A 16,395-nucleotide genomic window follows, 5' to 3' on the forward strand; every position below is an offset into this window, starting at 1 on the left:
AGGGTGAGTCTATACCCCGCCTCCACGGACCGATAGCTCAGCTGGATAGAGTACCTGACTACGAATCAGGGGGTCGGGGGTTCGAATCCTCCTCGGTCCGCCACCTGCCCAAATGTCAAATGCCAGTATATGTTACCTTTTGGGGCACTAATTTGCTTTTTTGCACGTCGTGACCTTGGTTGCGGTGTTGTTTTCGCCTTTTCGGTGAAGAGCGACGTATAGCTCGATCAGATACCGTCGCGTGCTCCATGGCGTAAAAGACGACAACCCCAATGTGAGTTTCTGCTCCCGGCCCCTAGCTTCCATTCATGGCAGTCGCGGGAAATGACCGGAGCCAGCTTGAAGCGTACATAGCCTTTCGGCATGTCGGGTGGTGACCTGCCGTTCACTACTGCGACCTCGAACGGCAGCAACCGCGGAAATCGGACTTTGCAAAGTTTCGCGATCGGCCGAAGCCAGATCCCCACACCGCCTGCGCAATGCTCCGATGCAGTCAAACAACGCGGATTTCAGGTTCCTTCGGGCGCGGGGATGATCTCTTCTTCTTCTGACTTTTCCTGATTGGTTTCCTTAGTCTCTGGGAGGCCCACCGAGATAGGAGATTGAGATGCAAGAAAACCGTCACGCACCACCTTTGTCTGACCCCGAGAACATCCTTCGGCTTCCGGCTCGAACGATCCCATACTGGAATATAATTGAGTATTGTCGACACATCGGCGTTGCGAAACTACCGTCCGGGCAATGCCACTGGGTCGCGCGCATCCGGTGCAAGGGCGGTAAGTACCGACAGAAACGTCTAGGCAGAGTTGGCTTGGAATGTGCGGGAGGGTTGACCTACGACCAAGCTTTGTCGGCTGCTACCGACTGGTTCAAACAGGCCCAGATTGTCGCCCTTGCGGCCCAACCCTACGCGGTGGGCATAAACTCCAAGCTGAAATACACAAAAACCAATAGTCGGTTCACAGTCGGTGATGCGATGTACGGCTTCGTGGAATGGAAACGAATTGCCGCCGCCCCGACTTATTTTGAAACCACCCTTTCGCTCATAAATTGTCACATCATTCCTAGGCTGGGTGATCGGCCCGTTGAGGAGTTGACCCAGCAGGTGTTCACCGAGTTCTGTTTAGATATCCTGGAAACAGCTCCAAAGCGCGGGAACCAAACCCAGGGAGCAAAAACTCGGTTACATGATTTGGATCACGAAGCGCTTCGAAAGCGAAAGAAAACACTGAATACGGTGATCGGCATCCTGAGAACGGCCATCGAGATGGCTTGGGAAAATGGCGACGTGGAGTCCGAGCGGTCATGGCGGCGATTGCATCGCGTTCCTCACGCGGATGCTCCTCGACAGTTCTTCTTGACTCGCGCCCAGGCCAAGCGCTTGATCGCCTCCTGTCGACCAGACCTCGCTCTCCTGGTTCAGGCTGCCTTGTATACCGGGTGCCGGGTGTCCGAGCTCGCTAGAATGAAAGCGCGCGACGTTGGTGGCAATGTCTATGGCGTTTACGTCGCACCAATGAAGAGCTATCGCGGGCGCTATGTTATTCTCCCGGATGAGGGAATGACCTTCTTTCTTGATCAGATCGAAAAACTCGAAGACGAGCAGCTTGTCTTTCGGACGGCGTCAGAAAGATCATGGGCTGGGCTCCACAAGCATCTCTTCAAGGAGGCGGTAAGGCGCGCTGGTTTGCCCGAAGAGTTCGTGTTTCATGGGCTCCGGCACACTTACGCAAGTCAATTGGTGCAAGCGGGGACACCACTGGCAATCGTTGCCAAACAACTCGGACATTCAAATACCGATACTGTCAGTCGGACCTACGGCCATCTTTGTTGCGACTCCATCGAATTCGAGCTCTCGAAGCGGTTTGCACCCCTTCAGCAGACAAGAAAGGACGGACGGCTGAAACGCTTGAAAGCTTCACTTCAAAACAGAAGCGAGCCTAATTGGTCATGGCCGTTAAAGAACCGAAGCAAGTCGAACGGGGTATTGGTTGAATTGCTTCGGGGAAGAGAAGCAGAATTACGTGGTCAGGACACCTGATCAGCCCATAGCTACCATTCGATGCGTCGAACCAAGAAGTCTTCGGCTTCCATTGGTCCGCACCAGTCAATTCACTTCCTATAGGATTACGAGGCCACTCCAATCCTATCCATATGCGGGAAAGTCGCATTTAATCTTCGCCAAATAAGAGTATGATCTCCTTTGTAGTTCATTCAAAACACACTAGGAGGTTGATCAAAAAATGTGGCGCCAGATTTCGCTTTTCTCCGTGTTGTTATTGTTGCTTTCAAACACCCCAGCAACCTCACAAGAGTTCGCGCCACCTTTTCTCGATACATTTCGACTGGCTCAGAGTTATTCTTGCGGAAAGACTTGTGGGAAAGTTCGTAGTTGTCGGGAAGCGGTTTACCAATGGTGCGTGTGTGGATACCGGCGCGCGGATGGAGACAATGACGGGGTGCCATGCGAGAAGCATTGTGGTCAGAGCTCCAGAGCTAACCTTGATCGAGTTCGTGCATACAAGGCTGAGTTTGGGTGCCGGTGAACGGCCCTAACCGGACTCTGATCGTTTGCCAACGTGCTGCTGCGCGGCTTCCTCGAAGCAGTCATTGGCGAGTGAACACGCTTGTCTTTCAAAAGGTGCACTCACGACGCTTACTCAAGCCGCAATAGCGAAGCTGATAGCCTTGAAATCAGCCAAGTTCGACCCGATCTACTTGTAGATATGGGCACCCCAGCAGGAAGATTTGAAACCGCATTAGGAAGGGAACCGTTTTTTGGAATTTGTTGTGCAGAATGCTTTCGAGATCGTTTCAATCCTGATTGCCGCTGGCGCATTGTTCTACGCGGCACTTGCGTTTAGCGCCTCAAAGCAAGCGATCAAAGCCACACAGGAATCTGACATCACCGCTCTGCAAGTAAAAGCGCAAGACGGTATCTCAGATGCGAAGCGAAGTTTCCTATCACTTCAAGAGGCTTGCCTTCTAACGCGGCGAGAATGGGACAATCACAAGAGTCAGCACTTTCCTACATTGGGTAGTTCTTTTGGACACTCAATTTTCGCTGTACCGGAAGAAACACAGCACATCAGTGAAATTGAGCGAACAGGTTCGACAACGCTCAACGAGCTACTTGCGTCAAAACCTAAGTCTGATGCGCCAACCACTTCAGACCTATGTGAATTTATTGCCAAGGCACAGTCCGCGTCCACGCAGATCGAAAGGCTTAAATTGAGCCTTGAAGGGCCAAAACCTTTCAGACAATGACGGCCCTAAGCCGCCTTTCGCGGAAGACGCATTGAATGGCGGTTATGAGGCCCTTTTTTCAACCCTCAGAATTTTGGCGAGAACTTGGAAAGGAAGGTAGGCTTGCTTGCTGCCTGCCTTCGTGGGGATCAGATACCCAAACCTTGGGAACTGGCCCCGGCTGACAATGGTGGGACACACAGCCGGGGCATGATTACTAGGGCGAACGAAACTACTATTGCCCTTGGTATTTGGGTAAACAGATTTGGTTAACGCAGAGTTAACCGTATTCCGATCCCGGCAAATAGATGCCGCTGCGCAAAAACAGAACATCCGGCCGATCACCGCTTACCCAACATTTAGACAGGGTGTGGGCGCTTTGGGATTTGGGTAACCAGTCGCCCGGATGGAGCAGACCCACAATCGCCCCGTGGCTGTTTCAACCTGCACCCCCGACTTCGGTCGGGGGTGTTCCCAAATAGCTGGGGGCGGAGCAATTCGTCGTCATTGGTGGTTTCTGGTATAGTCGCTGACGGGGCTTCTATTGTGAGAAGCGGTGGGTGACATTTTGGCACGCGAAACACCGATCGATGAGATGATCGAGTGCGCGCTGGAAGAGCTGCTGTCTGGCAGCAAAGAGCAACGGCGAACGCTCGTGCGCCGGATGTGCCTGAGATGGCCATCCGAGCCAGCCCTTTCGATCATTTTTTCCCTGACCTCCGCCGCAGCAATCATAGAGGACAACCTTTCCCAAGACAGCGAAGATGATAACGGCGGCGTCGCTGATCGGACCTATCGGCTGGCAGCGGTGCTTGCGGCCGATGTCTATGCTGTTGAATGTATGCGCCGAAAGCTACCTCTTGCACGAGATCTCCTGCATTTCTGGCGGCGGGTGGATGGATACTTCTCAGGCCTGTGACGTTTGCGCCGCGGCCAAAAAAAATATGCAGCTTAACTGTGCCACCCCGAACACAGTTGTTGCCGCTGGAACATGGTTAACCGGCTGTTAACTTCTGTTTCCTAAGCATTGGTTAAGGGCGCCTAACATCGTTCCTTTACGCCCTTGCATCTGTGCCCCGGCTGATCACTCCACCCCACCCCTCGAAGCCGGGGCACGCAAGTGCCCTTTTTCCACTCGAAGTGTTGATTGCTCTCCGCGTTTGCGCTTTATCGCGGCCCCGGGGGGAGTTTTCGATGTCGACAAGGTGTCCATTCTACAAAGTGGGGCAGATAGTTATGCGCGACCAGGAGGGAAACGCTGTTCGACGCGAAGTCCCAAGCTGCACACACGCAAGCTTTTTGGTCGCAATGCAGGTCTTGTCAGGCGTACCTCGCTGCGGCGGTGACAAATCCAAATGCGGAGCTGAGAATGAGACGCCCAGCAAATGACAACCGTCGCCCTTCAACGTTGATTAGGTTAGGCCGCCTTTTGATCATCGGGGCAGGGCTCGCCTTATTGGCTACCTTCGCGCGGTCAATCTGGCATCTGATTGAGGCAGCCTTGTGGTAACCGAAAGGTAAGCCTAGCCCGCTATCCTAGCAGGGTAGTGAGTTGCCCCTCGGGGCTTGCTTGCGGCGCGGCGGCCTTCCGTTCCATGTGCTGCCGCGCCCTCCCACCTTCTAAGAATGCTCCTGGCAATATTGGCCTATTGCGCCTTAAAAAGGTGGGTGCAATCGGGGTAGGGCAGTTCCATACAACCAGTCGCTGGCCTGGTTATTCGGCCCTTTCCGGACCTAGGCGAAATATTCGAATGCTGCGACGCGGCTTCCCCAGAGCGGACACTCTGATAGGAACTCATTGACACAGACAAGATCAAAAATTCCGGTGCTCCCAAAAGGAGCGCTCAATCCTTCGACACAATGTCAAAAACGAGCTTGTTGTAGTTTGACGCTTTGGCGAAGTAACCCAACCTATGACGGCGGTCGATCCTATTCAATCCTCTGTGGCCAACTGCGCTAGACCAGGACAACCAATCGGACTGCCCAGCACCCAAATGAGCATCCCGAAGCTCTACCAAGCCGTACCTCAAGTCGGGTATTTCAAGTAGTTTAGCTCTTGAGATCGAAGTAGCGTTTGGGTGGTTGTTCAGCCTATCTATGATCTCTGCAGCTGACGCGGTGTTCAGAAGCCGATCTTCAAGAATATGGGTTAGCCAAAAAAGCTGAAACTCGTAGATCATCGCATCATTGTCGCGCAGTAATTCTAACACAAATGCAGCTATGGCTTCTTGGTCGTCCGCCTCGAGGCAAAATGAGTGAATATTCTTGAACAGGTGTGGAAAGCGGCGCGCAATGTCTGCAAGACGGTCAATCGCTTCTTCGGCGTGCTCGGCCATCAAAGCCAGCACGAGTTCCGCGTCCTCTTCTTCGATATCATCTTGTTGTAGTAGGCCTCTCAGAAAACCCATTTCTTCATCCGACAAATCTCGTTCGATTTCGACCTCTTCATCGGGGATGCCATCATAGTCGGTGACAACGACACGCCGCCGTTGAAGTAGCTGTATCCTTACGTCTTCGATTGCATCCTCAAGTTCAACGTTCTCCCGCACTCCATCGCTGGTCTTGTTTGGATTCAGTGAAAGGCCTTTCTCACCCAAGAGGCCTTGGATCGTAATGAAGTCATGGCGAAGATCACGTCGCGAGTCGGAGAACAGGACAAAATCGTCCATAAACCTGACAACAGCATTGCTGCGCAACCCGTGAAACTGTTCGACGAAACGGAGAAAATCATTGCCAATCATTTTCGTTGGGTAAATGCCTTGTGGCAGACAGTCTACTGAACGACCCGTGTTTATCTCTCGAAGAAACTGGCCAAACGCTTGGTAATCCTGTTCGGATGCTCCAGTTCTAGACAACCAGGAAACAAGATCATGGTGGTAAATCGAGTTGAAATAGGCAGCGACATCGAAGCTCAAGCTGTAGCGGAATTGCTCCCGATACGCTGCAATTGCCCCCTTATACCCCCGAAAAGAACCCGAAGGATTTAGCGGCTCACCATCTTGAAAACGGTAGCCAAAATGCTTCTTGTGCTCGTGGAAGGGTGCTCTGAAGCGGGCTCTGTTTCGTAAGACGAGATCGTATATGAAGTACTCCGCCACAGGATCTAGTTTTACGGTTCGCCTTAGGTGAAAGCCGGGCTTGCCAGCATAGACCCTAGTCTGTGAACGGAATGAAAATGCCTCTTGATCGGGATCAAGGCAACGATTCAAGAACTCGTGGATTTCGTTTTGACCATTTTCGATCAGGTAACGATTTGTCGACATCGGAAAAAGCGTTCGACGGTAGTCGGTTGAATAAAAATCAAACATCGGCGCGGCCTGCTTTCTTGGTCAAGACTCTTCGGTCAACGGTGCTGGTTTGGATGCGCCCCAATATTCCTGGTACTTCGGACCGTGGCTTTCCGGCTGTTGACCCTTTTCTGGTTTGCTCATCATGATCGGTAAAGGTGCGGGTAAATCGGGGCCGACGATGATCGCTTCGCCCTGTGACAGAGATGGGATGAAAGCAGCGGCGCTGCGGTCCAGATCACCGCAAGCTCTTTCGATGGTCTCTCGGTCGCGGTCATTGGTAAGTCTGTGAACAAACAAAGTTCCCAGCTGACTGAGAACATCCTGCGGTACATCTCTGGGGCGCTGGGTCGCGATCACTGTCGTCAGCCCGTACTTCCTGCCCTCCTTTGCAATTAGGCCAAACGCATCAAGGCTAATGCTACTGAATTCATCACCGACTGTCCGACCAATGAATTGGTGTGCCTCATCCAAGCAACAAACGAGCGGGTTCTGGCGAAACCGGCCTTGCCGTGCAAGACCAAGCAGGTATCGTCCGAGTGCATTCAATAGTAATTCTCTGGTGTTGTGTTTGAAGCTCACCTTCTCGAAGGACAGTACCATTGCTCTGGCATTTGGATTGGCCAAGAATTTCTCAATCTCTTGACAGATGTCCAGGCCATCATCTGAAAAAAGGCAGGCCAACTCAGGGGAGGTCAAAAAGGTTTCGATGCGAATGATCAGTGAGTTGCAATACCCAACTGCATTGTTGTCGAGTTGCCCATATCTCGATGCATCATTGTTATGCACTGGCCGCACACACTCGTTTCGTACCTGCCGTGACAGGGAGCTGAAATCGAACTGGCATGTTTCAACTGCCAACTCATCCGCCAGCATCAACTCAGCTTGACCGTATGCGAGGCGGCTCTGATTGGCTTTTTCAATGGTCCCTTGCTCTTCTATGACGACATGTCCAACGGGATCGTCGCCCCTACAAACTAAAACACTTCGCTGGGTACCCTTCACCTCGACGGGGAACCGTTCCGCATCAGCCGTCAAGACCCGCGCCATGCGCAGGCTTTTCGTTGCGCTACGGAGGGCTGGACCCTGACTTTGGCCGGTCGGCGTAAGCAGCGCGTTTAAGTCCTGTTCTGACAAATTCTCACTCGGGAACCGCACCAAGGGCTGATCTTCATCGCCACTCTCGCTAAACGAGTATTTCCATGCGCCAGCTACTTTCCCTGTGAATTCACCGGTCGGGTCAAACAGAATACACTTGCCACCGATACGCACGATTTCATTGACAAGACGCGAAACCGTCCAGCTCTTCCCCCCACCTGTCGCGCCAAACACCCCGCAATGACGACCGAACAATTTCTCTGGCGGTATGCTGAGGGAGGCATCATCCAGCCCGGATAGGTGCCCCAGCTCGACGAGTAACGGTGCACTGTCTCCCTTCACGTCGCCTTCCAAGGCATCCTTGATGGAATTGGACAGCGCCCCGCCCTCTGCGAGGTAGACCCCATCACCGACCCTCGGCTGCGTGTTTATACCACGCGTCACTTTCCGAGTTGTCTTGCTGACGGTCGCCAACAGCTGGACGCGCCCTTGCGGCTCTACCGTGGGATCGACCTCAATCTGGTGCTCAAGGACATTTCGCTGCCTGTCTGGAATGCCAACCTCAGTCACTCGCCCCAAGATCGCAGAGCGGTCACAATCGACAAACACGAAATCGCCTACGGAGCCTTTGGCCAGCCCGCGCCGACCAAGGGCTGCAAGAGCATTTGGCAAGGTGAGTTCCACGGCACTTGCCGTCACCCGCGTGACGGTTCCTGTACGCTTGGACGGGTCGATCAGGGAGGCAAGCTCGTTCATGCACCCTCACCCTCGCGCAGCTTTTCAAGCCGATCCTGCAAGAGCTGGCGATCCGTCTTGCCCGATATCATCGGCAAGGCGTCGGCAAGGTCTTCGAAGCGGCCATTCAACATCGTAATGCGCGTATCGCCCTGCTGCACAAGCCGGGCGATCTTGCTCTGATAGGGGCGTTGTCCAGCCAGATCGAGATCGATCTCCTGTGCCTCTTCATCGAAGAGCTTTTGATGCTCGACGAACCCACGATCACAAAGGACAAGGCGCAGCGACAGGTTTGTTTCGATGGCTGACCAGATCGGGGCGCTGATGTGATCGTCTGCGAAACCGAAGCCGGAGATGATCAACGTTGTATCGGGTTCCCGCAAGGCGGCCTGCAACGCAGCGAACATGTCGAGATAGGGGCTTTCGAACGCCTCCTGATATTTCGAAGAGCGAGGATAGATCAGAACTGGCTTGCGGTCTTCGCCGGGGCCATCGACGCTTCGAATAACGACTTCATCCGACCGTCGCCGCCAATCCACCGACCCGTGCAGCTTGTAGAGGTGGAACACACCGTCAAGGTAGTCGGCCTTCGTACTGGAAGCAGCCCGCCGCACGATATCATGGTCGAAGTGATCGCGGTTGAACCGCTGTTCTACACTGTGGGAAAACCCGTCGATCAGCACCACCCCCAGGCGGAGACCTGCTGTCTCGATACACAGATCGTAATTCGTAGTGAACAGCTTCACTCTGGGCTTTGCCGGTGATCGGCGGGCGAACTTCTTCAAGAACGCCCAGTGTGCTGGCAAATCAGTTTCCGCACCAACGAAACCCACATTGCCCAAGATCGTGTTCTCAGCAACGCGAACGAACTCGATCAACTCTTCCATCCAAGGCCGATCTTTGAAATCAGCATCGTTCTTTGACCGAATACTGAGCAACTCGATCTGCATTTTGCAGAGGCTCAAAAGGCTTTCGATATCTCCGGCCTTCTGCTTCCCGTCACTGTCATTCTGCGGCAGGCCGCCCATTACCTTCTTCGCAAGATCGTCAAACTCTTTATGGTCAACCAAGTTGCCTTCTGAAACGGCGTCACGCACGGCATGCCAAAGGTCGCCCATCCCCGGCGCATTTGGCCCACTGTCGTTCTTGGCCGAGAAGGACGCCCCGGACCCCAGCAGCACCACGACATTGGTCGAGTGCAGCGCCGCCAGCAGGGCTTCTTCGACCTGATCCTTGCATCCGGCCTTGGGTTTCTTGTTTGGGTCCTCCGGGTCTTCCTTCTCACCCTCCCAGCGAAGCCACTTGCCATCGCGTGTCAACAGGCGCAGCAACTCTTGTTTGCCTATTGGCTCACCATCCCAAAAGTTTTCCAATTTTTCATCCAAGCATACAATTCTAAGGCGAGACTATTCAATCTGAACAGACAGGTAAATCGCCCAAGATGTTAGGAAACACGAAAGTGGGGGGCAGACTGCGATCGCAAGCAATTCAATGTCGGCTCTTGTCGTTAGACCATTCAAATTTGTTCTCGCGGCGAAGGACCGCTTCCCGCCCAGTTTGCCGTCTGTGAGGCGCGAAATGCTTCGCATGGGAGCCCAGGAATTAGTGCATCTAATGCTCTATTTTGAGGTATCCAGTGCAAATAAACTTAACTCAACCTGTGCCCAGGTGAATGGGCCTCACCATTCATATTGACCTCAAAACCCTCATACTGACCCTTAAATGACAATATAGAGGGGCAAATGCTACTTTGCTCCTCAATATGCTGCTCAAGTCCAAACTGCCCTCTGAGTTCGGAAAAAAATTTAACCGAATTCCGGCGATTTCGCTTGCGCAGGAGAATCAGAATTCGCTACCTCAAGTGTGATTCGGGGAGGCCTAGCTTTTGGGGGAAGCTGATGCGGTTCTTTGATTTGGAAAAACACGAGCAGACGAAGTGCAAGCTTCGGATCAATGGGAGTTCGCTTTTTCAAGTCGCTCGCACTGTTGGTGTCAGTCCTGCATTTGTGACGCATGTCTCACAAGGTCGAAAGCAATCTCTTCGAATTCAACAGGGCATCGCGGATGCGCTTGGCGTTGAGCCTAGCAGTATCTGGCCGGAGCGTTATGAGCAAGGGGAGGGTGAAATGACGACCACGAAGAACTAAGGGCTTTCGGAAGCGGCAACTTCCGAAAGCCCCCTAGAAGTATCGAATTAGCTTGGTGCGTTCGATGCTTCTTCATCACCCAAAAAACGAACCAAGTCAATCGGTGAGCCGTGCGCGGCACGCTGCCGGTTGGCTTTTCCTTACTCAGATGGAGAAACGCCCTTGGGCGAACGGTCTTTTGTGGCTGTCGTCAAGGGCCTTATAGCAATGACAAAAAACAAGTCACGGACCTTTCGTCCGCCTAGCCCAAGCCGGGCAACGCGGAGAATTTCGGCTCGCTCGCGTGGAAGTGGGCGAGGAGCAGTTTCATGCAAACTGCCCGCTTGGGAGCATCCCAGAATAGTCGGGTACGAGAGTATCCTGGAGATGAAAGTTCTCTTTCTCCTAATGGCGATGATTGATGCCTGGGATTTATGGGAGCAGCCGCCCAGAATTCGCTATCTCGATGCTGAGCGACGCCCTACTTGGGCGTTCTACGACTTTCTTCTAACGAAACGTGACGGCAGCAAGACGGCCGTCGCAATCAAGCCAGCAGCGGTTGTTGAGGCCACCGGCTTTCGTCAAGAACTCGAGCTCATCCGAGCGTCGACTCCATTGAACTTTGCCGACGATGTTGCGCTTGTGACAGACCGTTCATTCACTGCCTCCGAGGCGCGAAACGCTGAACGGTTGCATGACTTCCGGCGTCACCCGGATCAGGAAGCTGATCAAATCGTTGCGGATAAGCTCACGGACCTCGGAGCCGAGGTAACTATTGGCGATTTGGCTTCCTCCACGGGGCTGGACGGTCGTGGATTTCGAGCAGCATTTCGATTGATCTACTCAGGCGTGGCGCGTGTGTTGGATGCTGGCGATATCACACCTCAAACTCGGATTATTGTGGGAGGCGCACAATGAGTCCACGTATTCGCTTCGATCCCACCGATGCAATTTCGATTAACAACGCGGATTACCTGATCCGAGAGCAATCCGGCCACGGCCTGGTCCTACAGCAAGTTGACCACCCGAGTGTCATTCGGTCATTCACCCATAATGAAATCGTCGAGCTCTTGGCGACCCCGGACACTAGGTTGAAAAGGGGGTTCTTTTCAGAGCAGCGCGCCGTACGTCGATTGCGAAGTGGGCAGAAATACATGTCTGCGGTCCCAAAAAAATCCAGGGAAAAAGCGCTGTGGAAGGAAACAGTATGCCAAGTGTTCTTGGTTGCTGAGCAACAAGGAGAGGTCAACCGCACAGAAGACTCGATCAAGGCACTCCTGCCAGTTCTGAAACAGCGCGTTGATGAACAATGTGCACGATCTCAGTTGCTTGGAGTATCAGGTCAGGCTGGCAGTGAAATCGTCACACGAATGATGCCGTGCCCTCGAGCGCTCCTCACTTGGGTCCGTCTGTATGAGCGGTCCGGGTACTGCCCGCTCTCCTTGCTTCGAAAGCAGCGCTCCAAGGACAGCTACGCGACCAAATTCTCCCGTGAGGTTGTTAAGCTCCTGAACCAGTGCATTTGGGACTATATGGCGGAGGGGCGAGCGACTGTTGCAAAAGTGGTGCGAGACACACGCGATCGCTTCAAGGAGGAGAACGAACGCCGGCAGAGCGACGGGCTGCATGAACTGGACATTCCATCGGCCTCTGAAATCAACCGTCGCATCAATAGGTTTGGCAAGTTCCAGCGGAAAGCCGCGAGGTATGGTGCGGCCGCTGCAAGGCGTGAGATGGGGTTCTATGAAAATGGTCTGGCAATCAGCCATCCGCTGCAATGGGTGCAAATGGATGAGTGGAAGGTTGATGTTTACTCCCTTCTGGACGACGCCGGGCTTTTGGATGGGGTCCCCGATGATGAGCTCGTAGAGTATGAGGTCGGACGACGCTGGATCTATCTTGCTATCGATGTGGCAACACGGTGCATTCTGGGTTTCCGGATCGCAAAGGCTCCTTCTGCGGTCGACGCGATTTCCACCCTGTCTCTGATAACCATGGACAAGACGCCACTGGCTGAGGCTGCGGGGTGCGAAAGCGGTTGGCACTTCTTTGGGGGGGTTGGATCCCTCTCCACCGACACCGGTTCCGCGTTTATCGCGGATGACTACCGGATGGCGGTCACAGATTTGGGATGCAATCGAGTCGCACCTCTCGCTGGGTTCCCCGAACTCAGGGGACATGTTGAAAGAGTATTCGGTACCTTTGCGTCCCAGTTAATGCCTGAGCTTACAGGTCGGTCCTTTTCCAACCCTCAGGAGCGCGGAGACTATCCTGGCGAAACAAGGGCGGCCCTAACAGACATGGATCTCGTCAAGCTGTTCACGCTCTTCATCGTGGATATCTACCACAACACGTCGCACGAAGGCCTCGCTGGGGAGACGCCGGCAAATGCCTGGGCTCGCTTGGCAAAGGCGGAGGGGGTTTCCCCTCCGCCTGACGCCACAACCTGGTGTTCGGTCTTTGGTGTGCCAGTTCAAAGGAAGGTTGGCCGGCACGGTGTGCGGGCTTTCGGCATAAACTACCTCTCTCCTGAAATTGAAGATGCCCACATAGAAGGCACCACTAAGCCGGTTGAAGTACGCATTAACCCCCACGACCTTACCCATGTTACCGTTTTTCTGAACGGTGAGTGGTTCTCCGCAAAAGCGGTCTCTTCAGCGGTGTGGGGGCTTTCGCTTGATGAGTGGCAAAGCATCGTTCGGCAACTTCGCTTGAAGCACAAGAGAGAGGCCGAGTTGGTGGAAGACGTTGTCCGCCGGGCTCGCGCGAAAATCCGGAAAATCAATGCAGATGCGATGGCATTGCGTCGGCTTTCGCCGGTCTCTGCAACGCCTGAGGACCTCGAGCGTGCGGAACGAGATCTGTTCATGTCTCTCTCAATTAAGCCCGAGCGTGCGCAAGCGCCCGTAAAGGATGCTCCGGTGGGTAAGGGGCTGCTCGGTGACTCAATCTCAGTGTCCTTGCCCGACGAAAACTCACAGACCAACGACACTCCCAACACACAACGTAAAACCTGGGGATTCCACCATGACTAATAAATCCGTTTCGCAGCAGATCCTGGCATTGCGTTGTATCTTTGCCGATAACCCAGCCTATTTCGATTTGCACAAGCGGTTCCATCAGCTGCTTGAACACCGGCGCGCAGAGTTGGCAGCAGGGGTCACAAATGAAGCTCGCGGTATCGCTCTCATTGGATCCTCGGGGTCGGGAAAGACGACGGCGGTGAAGCGACTCATTCGAAGTTTGGATTCACCTCTTAATGAGAACCGAGAAGGGACTTCATGTGAGGTCCTTAGCTTTCCTGTTCCCTCTCCTGCCACGCTGAAGTTTGTCGGTCAAACAGGGCTGCAGGCAATCGGGTATCCGCTGCGCAGGGACAAGACTTCGCACATCATTTGGGACATGTTCAAAGACCACCTGCGGGCGCGACGAACTCTGTTCCTGCATCTTGATGAGGCGCAGGATCTCGCTTCGCACCAAACCCCACGAGAGATGCAGTCTGTGATCAACACACTCAAATCCCTAATGCAGAACCAACAATGGCCCGTCGGTATGATTTTGTCGGGTATGCCTGCTCTGAAGGAGATGCTGAACCATGATCCGCAATTGGCCAGGAGATTTTTCCCAATAGAGTTTCCGTCGCTGAATGCAGTGCAAGACACGGAGCAAGTCCTGTGTACGGTCTCCTACTACTCACAACACGCAGAGTTGCCTGTTTGCGATGATTTGCTCACTCCAAGCTTCGCCGCACGTTTGATTCAAGCCGCAGACGGGGAGTTCGGCTTGATGATCGAATACACGATTTTGGCCATTGAGAATGCACTGCGCCAGGGGAGTTCTGAGCTGGGCATTGCGAATTTCCGATCATCATTCTCGACGAAGTCGGGCTGCCTAGATGGCCTCAACCCGTTCGTTGTAGCGGACTTCGAGAGGATTGACTGTCGCAAACTGTTGGCAGGGGTGGTGTGAGATGGACAGGCTCGGTTTGACACTTGCTGTATCACCATTTGAAACCCCGACATCTTACCTCTCGCGATTGGCCGCTAGAAATTTCAGCGACCGCATCGATGCCTTTTGCAAGGACGTGGGTGTCGACCTAGGGGCTGTTTCCCGCGGAGACAGTGAGGCCATTCGGTATCTTTGCCGTTTGGCCGGACTTTCGGAAGACGCATTTCGCAGCAGCACCATCACGAAAACGACGACCATGAAATATCTGCTCGGATCAGAGCCCATGGACACGGACACACTCAATCGAGGCGAAGTCCGTGTTTGTCCAAAGTGTGTGTTGGAGCAAAGCGAGGCTTCGACAGCTACTTGGGGCATCGTGCATCACCTGCATTGGCAGATCCCAATAATCGAACGGTGTACTATCCACAGCGAAAGGCTAATCACGATCGGTAAGAAGAACAACGGCCCGGCGCGCCTGGATGTTACGGTGATCATTCAGAAACACTGGGCGCAACTACAAGCTGCGAGTTGTCAGGAAGAGCCCGATGAGTTTGATCGTTATCTTACGGACCGTATCTACGGCAACCTGACCGGTGCTTGGTGTGATGGGATGGGTATCCCCGCCCTCTGGAGGTGTGCTGAAGCCCTCGGGATCACTCTTTTGCATGGAAAACAAAAGCGGCGAAGCAACCTTTCGCGAGACGAGCTCCGGAAAGCCACCTTGCGCGGCTTCCACCTTTTGCATGGCGGAAAGGAGCAAACAGTTTCTGCCTTGGCAAGGTTTACCGCTGGAGAGGTCCGGAAACGTGGTCATCAGCCCGGGCCGCAATATGGCGAGTTACAACGTTTGTTACGGCGCAAGAGCGACTACCACCCCGATCTCGAGCCAATGCGGGAGCTTATGCGCGAATATGTGATCGAGAAGTATCCCTTGGAGAAAGGTGCGCTCGTATTTGGCAAACCGCTGGATGAAAGGCGCATCCACTCCATGCGATCTGCATGTCGAGAGGCGAAAATTCGGCGTGAGCTAGTGGAGGAAATGTTGTTAGAGAAAAATATTGGCTATCGGGATAGAGAGGGGCTCTTCGTCCTGGATCGTCCGTTGACGGTTGAACTCGTGGAAGATCTGAAGAGTGAGAAGCGCCGCTTTTTGAGTAGGGACGAAGCTGCGACTTTCTTAGGCGCGACTGAAACCATGTTCAGAGAATTGCATCGTGAAGGGGTTCTACAACCTTTGACAGGTAAAGGGCGTTGGGAACGGAAAGGGTTTGACGCGGAATTTCTTGCCGAACTTCTTGCTAAGGTCTTTTCGGGCACCACAATCCATCATGTTGCTCCAGAAGGAGCACACACTCTCCCGTGTGCCACGCGGATCGTGAAATGCAGTGTGCCTGAGATCATGAAGCTGGTCCTCGATGGCAGACTGAAACCCATGGGGCGGTTGGGTGAAGGTTTTCAGCTGAAGAAGTTGCTGCTTTGGGAGGCCGAGTTGAGAGAGGCGCTCCCAACCAGAGTTCGGAATGGTTACACCAATACTGAGGTCAGCCGCAGGCTACTAGTCACCAATGCAACACTTCGCAGATTGCGAGAGGAAGGCTTGCTTGAGTATCACCGGGTGAGAAGCTCGGTTTCACGCGTAACTAATGACCTGATTGTACCTGCATCGTTGGCGAACTTTGAGCGCGATTACTTTTCCCTTGGGATGCTTCGGCAAAAGGATCCCGAGTTTTCCAACCTTCGAGTGATTGATCTTGAGCGGCTGAAGCTTAAACCTGTCGTTGAAGGTGATGGTTTGCGTAGAATCTATAGGTGGGCGGACTTACCTGAGGATCCAATAGAAGAACTCGAAATCTTGCGAAGGGCTAGGTGAAACTAGGAGCCGCCGTCGACTGTGTCTTAGTCGGCGGCGGCTTAAGTTTTTTGTAAAGCTACTTCTTGCCATGCCCCTAGAAGCT

Annotated in this window: 11 protein-coding genes and 1 tRNA gene; 9 read left to right on the top strand and 3 right to left on the bottom strand. The window is 53.6% G+C overall.

What is annotated here, in order from left to right; translation table 11 throughout:
- The first annotated feature begins 26 nt into the window (after nucleotides 1-26).
- The 4 genes from ACO07D_RS09765 to ACO07D_RS09780 all read left to right on the top strand — a co-directional run bounded on the left by ACO07D_RS09765 (nucleotide 27) and on the right by ACO07D_RS09780 (nucleotide 4,165).
- Nucleotides 27-103: transfer RNA gene (locus tag ACO07D_RS09765), tRNA-Arg, on the top strand.
- Nucleotides 104-829: 726 nt separating this feature from the next.
- A complete protein-coding gene (locus ACO07D_RS09770; RefSeq protein ID WP_421702746.1) occupies nucleotides 830-2,041 on the top strand; it encodes a tyrosine-type recombinase/integrase in 1,212 nt (403 codons plus the stop codon).
- Nucleotides 2,042-2,778: 737 nt separating this feature from the next.
- Nucleotides 2,779-3,267: a hypothetical protein gene (locus ACO07D_RS09775; protein WP_421702747.1), complete on the top strand. Its 489-nt coding sequence runs from the start codon at nucleotides 2,779-2,781 to the stop codon at nucleotides 3,265-3,267.
- A gap of 535 nt (nucleotides 3,268-3,802) precedes the next feature.
- Nucleotides 3,803-4,165, top strand: a complete 363-nt coding sequence (locus ACO07D_RS09780) for a hypothetical protein (RefSeq protein WP_421702748.1) — start codon at nucleotides 3,803-3,805, stop codon at nucleotides 4,163-4,165.
- Between the two features lie 925 nt (nucleotides 4,166-5,090).
- Here ACO07D_RS09780 and drt5 read toward each other — a convergent pair.
- Genes drt5 through ACO07D_RS09795 form a run of 3 tightly spaced genes read right to left on the bottom strand, consistent with a single transcriptional unit; the run spans nucleotide 5,091 to nucleotide 9,751 of the window.
- Nucleotides 5,091-6,554, bottom strand: a complete 1,464-nt coding sequence (drt5, locus tag ACO07D_RS09785) for an antiviral reverse transcriptase Drt5 (protein ID WP_421702749.1) — start codon at nucleotides 6,552-6,554, stop codon at nucleotides 5,091-5,093.
- A gap of 21 nt (nucleotides 6,555-6,575) precedes the next feature.
- The gene (locus tag ACO07D_RS09790; RefSeq protein WP_421702750.1) at nucleotides 6,576-8,387 is read right to left on the bottom strand and encodes an ATP-binding protein; all 1,812 of its coding nucleotides are present in this window, start codon (nucleotides 8,385-8,387) and stop codon (nucleotides 6,576-6,578) included.
- Complete coding sequence (locus ACO07D_RS09795) at nucleotides 8,384-9,751, bottom strand: SIR2 family protein (protein WP_421702751.1); 1,368 nt, start codon at nucleotides 9,749-9,751, stop codon at nucleotides 8,384-8,386. The genes ACO07D_RS09790 and ACO07D_RS09795 overlap by 4 nt, the downstream gene beginning before the upstream one ends.
- A 513-nt stretch (nucleotides 9,752-10,264) precedes the next feature.
- Here ACO07D_RS09795 and ACO07D_RS09800 point away from each other — a divergent pair.
- From ACO07D_RS09800 to ACO07D_RS09820, 5 genes are all read left to right on the top strand, one after another.
- Complete coding sequence (locus ACO07D_RS09800) at nucleotides 10,265-10,513, top strand: helix-turn-helix domain-containing protein (protein ID WP_421702752.1); 249 nt, start codon at nucleotides 10,265-10,267, stop codon at nucleotides 10,511-10,513.
- Nucleotides 10,514-10,879: 366 nt separating this feature from the next.
- Nucleotides 10,880-11,410: a hypothetical protein gene (locus tag ACO07D_RS09805; protein WP_421702753.1), complete on the top strand. Its 531-nt coding sequence runs from the start codon at nucleotides 10,880-10,882 to the stop codon at nucleotides 11,408-11,410.
- A complete protein-coding gene (locus ACO07D_RS09810) occupies nucleotides 11,407-13,527 on the top strand; it encodes a Mu transposase C-terminal domain-containing protein (RefSeq protein ID WP_421702754.1) in 2,121 nt (706 codons plus the stop codon). The genes ACO07D_RS09805 and ACO07D_RS09810 overlap by 4 nt, the downstream gene beginning before the upstream one ends.
- Nucleotides 13,520-14,461: an ATP-binding protein gene (locus tag ACO07D_RS09815; protein ID WP_421702755.1), complete on the top strand. Its 942-nt coding sequence runs from the start codon at nucleotides 13,520-13,522 to the stop codon at nucleotides 14,459-14,461. The genes ACO07D_RS09810 and ACO07D_RS09815 overlap by 8 nt, the downstream gene beginning before the upstream one ends.
- A gap of 1 nt (nucleotide 14,462) precedes the next feature.
- Nucleotides 14,463-16,310, top strand: a complete 1,848-nt coding sequence (locus ACO07D_RS09820; protein ID WP_421702756.1) for a TniQ family protein — start codon at nucleotides 14,463-14,465, stop codon at nucleotides 16,308-16,310.
- Nucleotides 16,311-16,395: the final 85 nt, after the last annotated feature.

Source organism: Aliiroseovarius sp. (assembly GCF_965228805.1).
Taxonomy (GTDB): domain Bacteria; phylum Pseudomonadota; class Alphaproteobacteria; order Rhodobacterales; family Rhodobacteraceae; genus JASBTN01.